The organism is Nevskiales bacterium, from assembly GCA_035574475.1.
Lineage (GTDB): Bacteria > Pseudomonadota > Gammaproteobacteria > Nevskiales > DATLYR01 > DATLYR01.
In genome coordinates this window covers 1-7587 of the sequence record DATLYR010000086.1, presented here as the reverse complement: position 1 = coordinate 7587, position 7587 = coordinate 1, and the positions used below count along the sequence as shown (strand labels likewise).

The window sequence follows — 7587 nt, the reverse complement described above, 5'->3', positions numbered from 1 at the left end:
GGGGAGGGTCAGGGTGGGGGTGAAGCCGTGGCTGCCCTCAGCATCAAGGCCGGCGCAGCCGCGCGCCGGCTCATCGAGCGCGAAGGTTTTTCCCCCGACCTGATCACGCACCTGGGCGCCGCCGCAGGCGGGCCCAAGTGGCTGATCCTCGACCGCCTGGACCGCGCGCTGTTCGGCGAGTGGTTCAAGGCGCGCCGCAAGCCGCTGGTCGCGGTCGGCGCCTCGATCGGCAGCTGGCGCCTGGCCTGCGCCGCGCAGCGCGATCCGATCGCCGCCATCGAGCGCTTCGAGGCCGCCTACCTCGACCAGCGCTACGGCCCCAAGCCCAGCGCGCAGGACGTCAGCGCCGCAGCGCAGCGGATCCTCGATGTACTGCTCGGCGAGCACGGCGTAACCGAAATCCTCGCCCATCCCTGGCTGCGGCTGAACATCGTTGCCGCGCGCTGTCGCGCCGGCATCGGCAGCGAAAACAGCCTCCGACAGAAAGCCGGCCTGCTCGGCGCGCTGCTCGCCAACCTCGTGCATCGGCGCGCGCTGGGCGCGTTCTTCGAGCGCACCCTGCTGCACAGCCCGCAGTCGGCGCCGGTGGCGCTCAAGCCGGACGGCTTCACCACCCATGTCGCGCCGCTCACGTGCGGCAACCTGGTGCCGGCGCTGATGGCCAGCGCCTCCATCCCGATGGTGATGACGCCGGTACGCGACATCCCCGGCGCGCCGCCCGGTGCCTACCTGGACGGCGGCATGGTGGACTATCACATGGATCTTCCGCTGGCCGAGCCGAACGGAATCCTTTTCCTGCCGCACTTCGGCGAAACCGTCACCACCGGCTGGCTGGACAAGTTCCTGCCCTGGCGCAAGCCGCGCAATCTGGACCACACGCTGCTGATCGCGCCCTCCGCTGCGTTCATCGAGCGGCTGCCGCAAAAGCGCATCCCCGACCGGCACGACTTCTACCGCTACGCCGGCCACGACGACGAGCGCATCCGTGACTGGAGGGCCTGCGTGGTGGCCGGCCAGCAGCTGGCCGACGAGTGGATGGAGCTGGTGGCGACGGGCCGCCTCATGGAACGCATAGACCCGCTCTGATCCCCCTGCGCACTGGGGTATGATTCCCAGCCACTCCTTCCGCAACAACGGGAGTGTCACATGGGTCTCGAGCGCTTCGTCCGCAACCTCCTCTTCCTGCTCCTGTTCGGCGTGCTCGGCGCCATGGCCTGGGCACAGGTGCAGCCTTGGCTTGCGCGCCATGAGCCGGTCACGCCCGTGGTCGCGCCGCGCGGCGAACTGGCTGCGGACGAGAAGGCCACGATCGCACTGTTCGAGCAGTCAAGCCCGGCCGTGGTATACATCACCACCATCGCCCGCGTCGTGGACGTGTGGACACGCAACGTGTTCGAGGTGCCGCAGGGTACGGGTTCGGGCTTCGTGTGGGACAACAGCGGCCACATCGTCACCAACTGGCACGTGCTGCGTGACGCGCAGAAGGCGCAGGTGCGGTTGGCCGACCAGCGGCGTTTCAACGCCGAGCTGGTGGGGGCGAGCCCGGAACATGACCTGGCAGTGCTGCGCATCAAGGTGCCGCTCAACCCGCCACCGCGGCTGGCGCTCGGCACCAGCCACGACCTCAAGGTCGGACAAAAGGTATTCGCCATCGGCAACCCGTTCGGCCTCGACCACACGCTCACCTCCGGCATCATCTCCGCGCTCGATCGCGCCATCCCCAGCGACGACGGCGTGCCCATCGAGCATCTGATCCAGACCGACGCCGCCATCAACCCGGGCAACTCCGGCGGTCCGCTGCTGGACAGCGCCGGCCGCGTGATCGGCGTCAACACGGCGATCTACTCGCCCTCCGGCGCCTACGCCGGGATTGGCTTCGCCGTGCCGATCGACACCGTCAGTCGTGTCGTACCGCAGCTCATTGCGCACGGGCGCTACCGACGGCCCGCACTCGGCATCACCGCCAGCGACGAGCTATCCGCACGCGTATCGGCCCGGCTGGGCGTGACGGGCGTGCTGGTGCTGGAGGTGCAGCCGGGCTCGGCTGCGGCGCGCGCCGGGCTGCGGGGCACGCGCGAGACCGCCGACGGCGGCATCGTCGCCGGCGACGTGATTACGGCGGTCAACGGGCAGCCGGTATCGCGGCTGGGCGAGCTGCTGACCGCGCTCGACCGCTACCGGCCGGGAGAGCGCATCGTGCTCGGCGTGTATCGCGAAGGCGAATGGCTGAAAGTGCCGGTGATACTGCAAGCACCGGACGACTGAAACCGGCACTCTTTCAGCGACGCGGGCGCTTGCGCCGGTCGGCCGCCGGGTTCGCTGCCTGACCGGTCCAGGCGCGGATATCGTCCGCGTAGCGGCGGATCAGCCGCCGCCCTTCGCGGATCGCCTCGTCCGCGCGGTGAAAATCCATCAGCGCGAAGTCCTCCAGCTGCGGCACCAGCGTCAGCTCGGCGGGGTCTCCCGCCATGCGACTGCGCGTGATACGGTCCTGCATGATGTTGATGCTGGTGGCGACGACGTCGAAGAAACTCGGCGACCCGTCCGGCTCGGCACTGAAGTAGCCACGCACCCGCTGCCAGAACCCGCGTTCCTCCACATCGCGCGCCTGTGCCTCGACCTGCCGCCGGCTCTGGCGCGACAGGTGCGCACCGACCAGCTGCGCGTTGAGGTTTACCGCGATGACGACATCTGCGCCAAACGCGCGGCAGGCCGACACCGGCACCGGGTTCACCAGGCCGCCGTCAAGCATCCAGCGCTCGCGGTATTTCACCGGCGAGAACACACCGGGCATGGCGCAGGAGGCGCGCGCCGCCGCCAGGATCGGTCCGCGCGTGATCCAGATCTCGCGCCCCGAGTGCATGTCGGTGGCCACGCTCACGTAACGCTGCGCCAGCTCCTCGATGTTCGGGTTACGATGCTGCTCGTGGAAGAAACCGAACAGTTTCTCGCCCTTCACCACACCGCCGGTGAAGCTGATGTCGAGCAGGCCGAAAACGTCGCGCAAGGTCAGGGTCCGAACCCAGCGCGCCAAGTCATCGAGCTGGCCGGACACATACACCGCACCGACCAGCGCACCGATGGAAGTGCCCGCCACCACCTGCGGACGGATGCCCATCGCCTCCAGTTCCTGGATCACGCCGATGTGCGCCCAGCCGCGCGCCGAGCCGCTGCCCAGCGCCAGGCCCAGCACCGGCGTGGACGCTGCCGGCGCAGCAGACGCGTCCGGCTGCGCACGCCGGGATGTCGTTCTGCGGGGGGTTTTCATGTCAGGTGGCACTGGAGGTTGGCACTGGGGATCTGAAACAGGCGCTCATGCGGCAGACATGTCTGGCCACGGGGCGATTTTCACGCCGTCCGCATGTGTCTGCAATCGGCCATGGCTCGCTGGGTCGGGCGGTCGGACATGACGCCAGTGGGGTCCGCAGATGACCACGGTGCTGAGGATCCTGAAACACACCGATATCGTGACCCGCGACCGGCGCCTGGCCGACCACCTCGAGCGCTGTACCGCGCGGCCGGCCTTCAAACGCGCGCTCGACGCGCAGCTGGCCGATTTCAGCCAGCCCGCAACCGCCCCGCTCGCTCGCGGCTAGGCGAGCGTCCACGCCGGGCGCTGCACGCGCGGCACCGGCGGACAGTTGTTGCTGATCGCCAGCAGCACCTTGTAGAAGCTGGTGAGGTTCTCGAGCGCCATGGACTTGCCGGTGGTGAGCAGCGCGGCAGAGATGTCGCGCGCGGGATCGGCCCAGCACACGATGTTGATGAAGCCGAGGTGGCCGAAGGCCTCGCCGCAGTTCTGTCCGTACAGGCCGGCCGGCCACTCGCCCAGCATCAGGCCGGCGGAGAAGCGCATCGGGATCATCAGCGAGCGGTCGAACTGGATCACGCCGACCGGGCGCGTGGCCTTGACCAGCGTGCGCGGCTCGAACACGCGCACGCCGTCCAGCTCGCCGCCGTTGAGCATCATCTGGAAGAAGCGGCAGGACTCGTCGGCGGTGGCATACACGTTGCCGGCCGGCACCACCGCGGTCATGTAGTTCTCTTCGTTCGCGACCGCTGAGACGCGCTCGAAGTCCACACCCAGCACGCGACGCGCGACGTAGCTCAGCGGGAATTTCAGCGCCGAGCCGGTGAAGTAGTTGAAAGCCGCCTGGGCACGGTCCTCTGCCCGCTCGAGCCCGAAGTTGAAGTAGCGGAAGCCCAGCGGCCGGCGGAAGGTCTCGGTCATCAGCTCGCGCAGCTCGCGGCCGGTCACGCGGCGTATCACTTCACCCAGCACGAAGCCGGCGGTGATGGCGTGATAGGCCTGGATCCAGCCGATCACGTGCAGGGGCTTGGCCGCGCACAGCATCTGCACGATGCTGTCCCAGTCCTGCAGCAGCGCCGGATCCGGATCCTTGAGCGGGATGGACGGGATGCCGGCCCGGTGCGACAGCACGTTGAGCAGGGTGGTCTTGTCCTTGCCGCGCACGCCGAATTCCGGCAGGTACTCGGCGACCCGGTCGCGCAGGCGCAGGCGGCCATCTTCGACCAGCTTGTGCACCAGCATCGCAGTGATCGCCTTGGAGGCGGAGAACAGACACACCGGCGTGTCGAGCCGCATCGGCATCTTCGGCGTATCCGGCGGATCGGCCGGTCCGTTGCCGCGCGCGTGGCCGATGGCCCGGTGCAGGACCAGCCGGCCGTGCCGGCGGATCGCGAGACTGATGCCCGGCTGCATGCCGGTGCGGTAGAAATCCTCGACCGACTGCCAGATGTCCGCGACCTGGCGCGGCTCGAGGCCGACGTCGCGCGGGTCGCATTCGCCCTTGTGGTCAATCTGCGTCAGCGGCCCGAGGTCCGCCGGCACCTCGATGACATTCGTTGCCTTGGGCAGGAAACGGGCGAAATCGAGCGTGGAACGCAGGGCGCTCATCACAGCTCCGGAACGCGGTGGAACCAGGGTTTGGCCTGCTCCAGCTGGCCGGCCAGGCGGAACAGCAAGCCCTCGCCGCCGTGCGGCGCGACGAACTGCACGCCCATCGGCAGGCCCGGCACCGCCGGCGGCTGCTGGCTGGCCTTGCGCTCGGGATGCAGCGCGTCGCCCGGCTGTGGCGCGGGGATCTCGCCGGTGGTCCAGTGCAGCGGCACCGACATCGCCGGCACGCCGGTCAGGTTGGCGAGCTGAGTGAACGGCACCCACTTGAGGTTTTCCTGCACCATCTTCTCGATCATGCCGGAGTTGAGGACTACGCGCGTCAGGCCCAGCGCCATGAGGATCTTCATCGCCACCTGCTGCCAGCGCGGGGTCACGATCTCGCCGATGCGCGCCGGCGGCATGGCCCAGGTCGGGGTCATCAGAAGATCGTACTTCTGGTGAAACTCCCCGAGCTTGCGGGCGTAGTCGCTCCAGCGCAGGTAGCCGGCCACGTATTCGCTGGCACGACTGGCGTGGCCGAAGGCGACCATGGCCAGCGTGTCGAGCTCGAAGCCGGAATCGCCGCAGCCGGTTTGTTTCTTGATCTCGTCTACCGTGGCGGCGCAGTTGGCGAACCACATGGTGATGAAGTCCTCCGCCAGCTGCAGGCCGTTGATTTCCGGCTCGGCGCCCTCGACATGGTGGCCGAGCGACGCCAGCAGCTGAGCGGTTTCGCGCACCGCGCGCACCGCCTCGGGATGCACCGGCATGCCGATCGGCGAGCGCGTGGTGAAGGCGATGCGCAGCTTGCCGGGGTCGCGGGTCACTTCCTCTATATAAGGCCGCTCGGGCGGCTCGATGCGGAACAGCGAACCCAGTTCCGGCCCGTGGGTCGCATCCAGCATGGCCGCGCTGTCGCGCACCGAGCGCGAGACGATATGGTTCATCGCGGCGCCGTGCATCAGCTCGCCGTAGCGCGGGCCCCAGGGCGTGCGGCCGCGCCCGGGCTTGAGGCCGAACAGCCCGCAGGCGCTGGCCGGGATGCGGATCGAGCCACCGCCGTCGTTGGCACCGGCCATCGGCACGATGCCGGCGGCAACCGCCGTGGCCGAGCCGCCGGAGGAGCCGCCCGGCGTGTGCGCCGGGTTCCAGGCATTGCGCGTCGGGCCCCAGGCGTCGGGCTCGGTAATGCCCTTGGCGCCGAATTCCGGAGTATTCGTGCGGCCGAAGATCACGGTGCCGGCCTTCAGCCAGCGCGCGGTGATCTCGGCATGCGCGTCGGCGGTGTAGTTGGCCGCCTTCAGCGCCTTGCAGCCGTAAGCGGCACGCACGCCGGCGTATTCCTGGAACAGGTCCTTGACCAGGAAGGGCACGCCGGCGAAGGGCCCGCTCAGAGCCTGCCTGGCCCGCTCACGCGCGAGGTCGTACATCGGGATGATGATCGCGTTGAGCTTGGGGTTGACCGCCTCGGCGCGCGCGATCGCGACCTCCAGCAGCTCGGCCGGCGTGACTTCTTTCTTCGCTACCAGTTCAGCCAGGCCAAGGCCGTCGTGCTTGCGGTATTCGTCGAAGTTCATTTCATCCCCTCAGCTGGCCTGCGCCTTTGGTCATCGTACCAAGTCCGCCCACACGGCGGTTTCCAGGTAATCGTTCTCCAGCGGATCGTTGCTGCCGGCGGCGAGCCTGGCGCCGGTGGCGCGCAGTTCGTTCCGCGGCGCGTCGGCCGTCACCCAGGGCGCCAGTACCAGGAACTCGGGCTTGCCACCGGCATAGATCTGGTATTCGGCCGGATCGGTGGCCGGGTTGAACTCGGTGTTGCCGACATAGTGCCGCAGCGGCGCATTCGCGCCGCGTTTCGTGATCGCGCTCTGACCGTCGAACACAAGATCGAGCAGGTTGCCGACCATGTGCGGTGTGATGTTGTAGCGGAACTTGACCGTCGGCTCGGCCACGCTGCGCCAGGTGGAATCCATCCACTCCAGCGGCTGCCAGCCGCCGGCCTGCTCCACCGCCCAGCGGCCGGGATTGGCCTCGGCCTGCACCACCACGTCCACACCGAGCGCATCCATACAGGGCATGTAGCTGATGCGCACATCGGCACAGGGTTCCAGGCCCGCCGGCCGCTGGCCGAAGTCATAGCCCCAGGCGAAGGCCGGCAGCGAGGTGGCGAAGCCGAGCCGGAAGCCGGCCACCACCACGCCCGCGGCATTGGCGCGTGCTTCGTCGCCGGTGGCCGGACCTTCGTCGATGGCGATCAGGTCGCGCTCGAGCGCCGTGATCGGCACTTTATCGTTGCGGAACAGCAGGTTCTTCTCGCCTGCTGGCGCCTCGGGATTGACGTCCCGCGGCCCCCAGATCGCGGTCTGGTTGGTCACGCGCGCATCCAGGGCGATGTACACCTCGTCCACCGCCGCCAGGTCCGGATCCTTGAACAGGGCGATCTCGGCCGGGTCTTTCGAGGCGCGGTAGCGCGCCTGGTTGTTGCTGGCCACCACGTACACGCCGTAGTCGCGCGCGATGTCGGAAAAGGTCTGCGAATAGGCGCGCGCGAAGGTGTCGGTCGCGGCCACGAACATCTGCTTGCGCGGGTCGATGGGCCCGAACATCGCCTGGTAGGCGGCGACCTGCGGCGCGTAGGCGGCATTGACCATCGCCAGCGCCAGCACCGCGCCCAGCGGCGCCGGCGC

7 protein-coding genes are annotated in these 7587 nt (G+C 68.8%); 3 read left to right on the top strand and 4 right to left on the bottom strand.

Features of this window, described 5'->3' with window-relative positions; genetic code table 11:
- Together VNJ47_04720 and VNJ47_04715 are read left to right on the top strand one after the other, a co-directional pair.
- Positions 1-1086 (top strand): patatin-like phospholipase family protein (locus VNJ47_04720; protein ID HXG28136.1); only part of this gene is annotated, 1086 nt, incomplete at its 5' end.
- A 60-nt stretch (positions 1087-1146) separates the two neighbouring features.
- Positions 1147-2265 carry a trypsin-like peptidase domain-containing protein gene (locus VNJ47_04715; GenBank protein HXG28135.1) on the top strand — a complete coding sequence of 373 codons (1119 nt, stop codon included), beginning with the start codon at positions 1147-1149 and terminating at the stop codon, positions 2263-2265.
- A 13-nt stretch (positions 2266-2278) separates the two neighbouring features.
- Here the strand turns inward: VNJ47_04715 and rssA are convergent, their stop codons facing one another.
- A complete protein-coding gene (gene rssA / locus VNJ47_04710; GenBank protein HXG28134.1) occupies positions 2279-3268 on the bottom strand; it encodes a patatin-like phospholipase RssA in 990 nt (329 codons plus the stop codon).
- A gap of 160 nt (positions 3269-3428) precedes the next feature.
- On the opposite strand from rssA, the gene VNJ47_04705 reads away from it, so the two are divergent.
- Positions 3429-3596, top strand: a complete 168-nt coding sequence (locus VNJ47_04705) for a hypothetical protein (GenBank protein ID HXG28133.1) — start codon at positions 3429-3431, stop codon at positions 3594-3596.
- On the opposite strand, the gene VNJ47_04700 is transcribed toward VNJ47_04705, so the two are convergent.
- The 3 genes from VNJ47_04700 to VNJ47_04690 all read right to left on the bottom strand — a co-directional run.
- On the bottom strand, positions 3593-4918 hold the full coding sequence (locus VNJ47_04700; protein HXG28132.1) for a serine hydrolase domain-containing protein: 1326 nt from the start codon (positions 4916-4918) through the stop codon (positions 3593-3595). The two genes, VNJ47_04705 and VNJ47_04700, sit on opposite strands and share 4 nt — an antisense overlap.
- Positions 4918-6477: an amidase gene (locus tag VNJ47_04695; GenBank protein ID HXG28131.1), complete on the bottom strand. Its 1560-nt coding sequence runs from the start codon at positions 6475-6477 to the stop codon at positions 4918-4920. Before VNJ47_04695 ends, VNJ47_04700 begins: the two co-directional genes overlap by 1 nt.
- A 30-nt stretch (positions 6478-6507) precedes the next feature.
- Positions 6508-7587: hypothetical protein (locus VNJ47_04690; GenBank protein ID HXG28130.1), on the bottom strand; the 1080-nt coding region annotated here is incomplete at its 5' end.

What these genes read in the sequence shown, in the direction of transcription:
- rssA (HXG28134.1), bottom strand. Translation starts at nt 3,268, where the DNA reads ATGAAAACCCCCCGCAGAACGACATCCCGGCGTGCGCAGCCGGACGCG.
- VNJ47_04695 (HXG28131.1), bottom strand. Translation starts at nt 6,477, where the DNA reads ATGAACTTCGACGAATACCGCAAGCACGACGGCCTTGGCCTGGCTGAA.
- VNJ47_04715 (HXG28135.1), top strand. Translation starts at nt 1,147, where the DNA reads ATGGGTCTCGAGCGCTTCGTCCGCAACCTCCTCTTCCTGCTCCTGTTC.
- VNJ47_04700 (HXG28132.1), bottom strand. Translation starts at nt 4,918, where the DNA reads ATGAGCGCCCTGCGTTCCACGCTCGATTTCGCCCGTTTCCTGCCCAAG.
- VNJ47_04705 (HXG28133.1), top strand. Translation starts at nt 3,429, where the DNA reads ATGACCACGGTGCTGAGGATCCTGAAACACACCGATATCGTGACCCGC.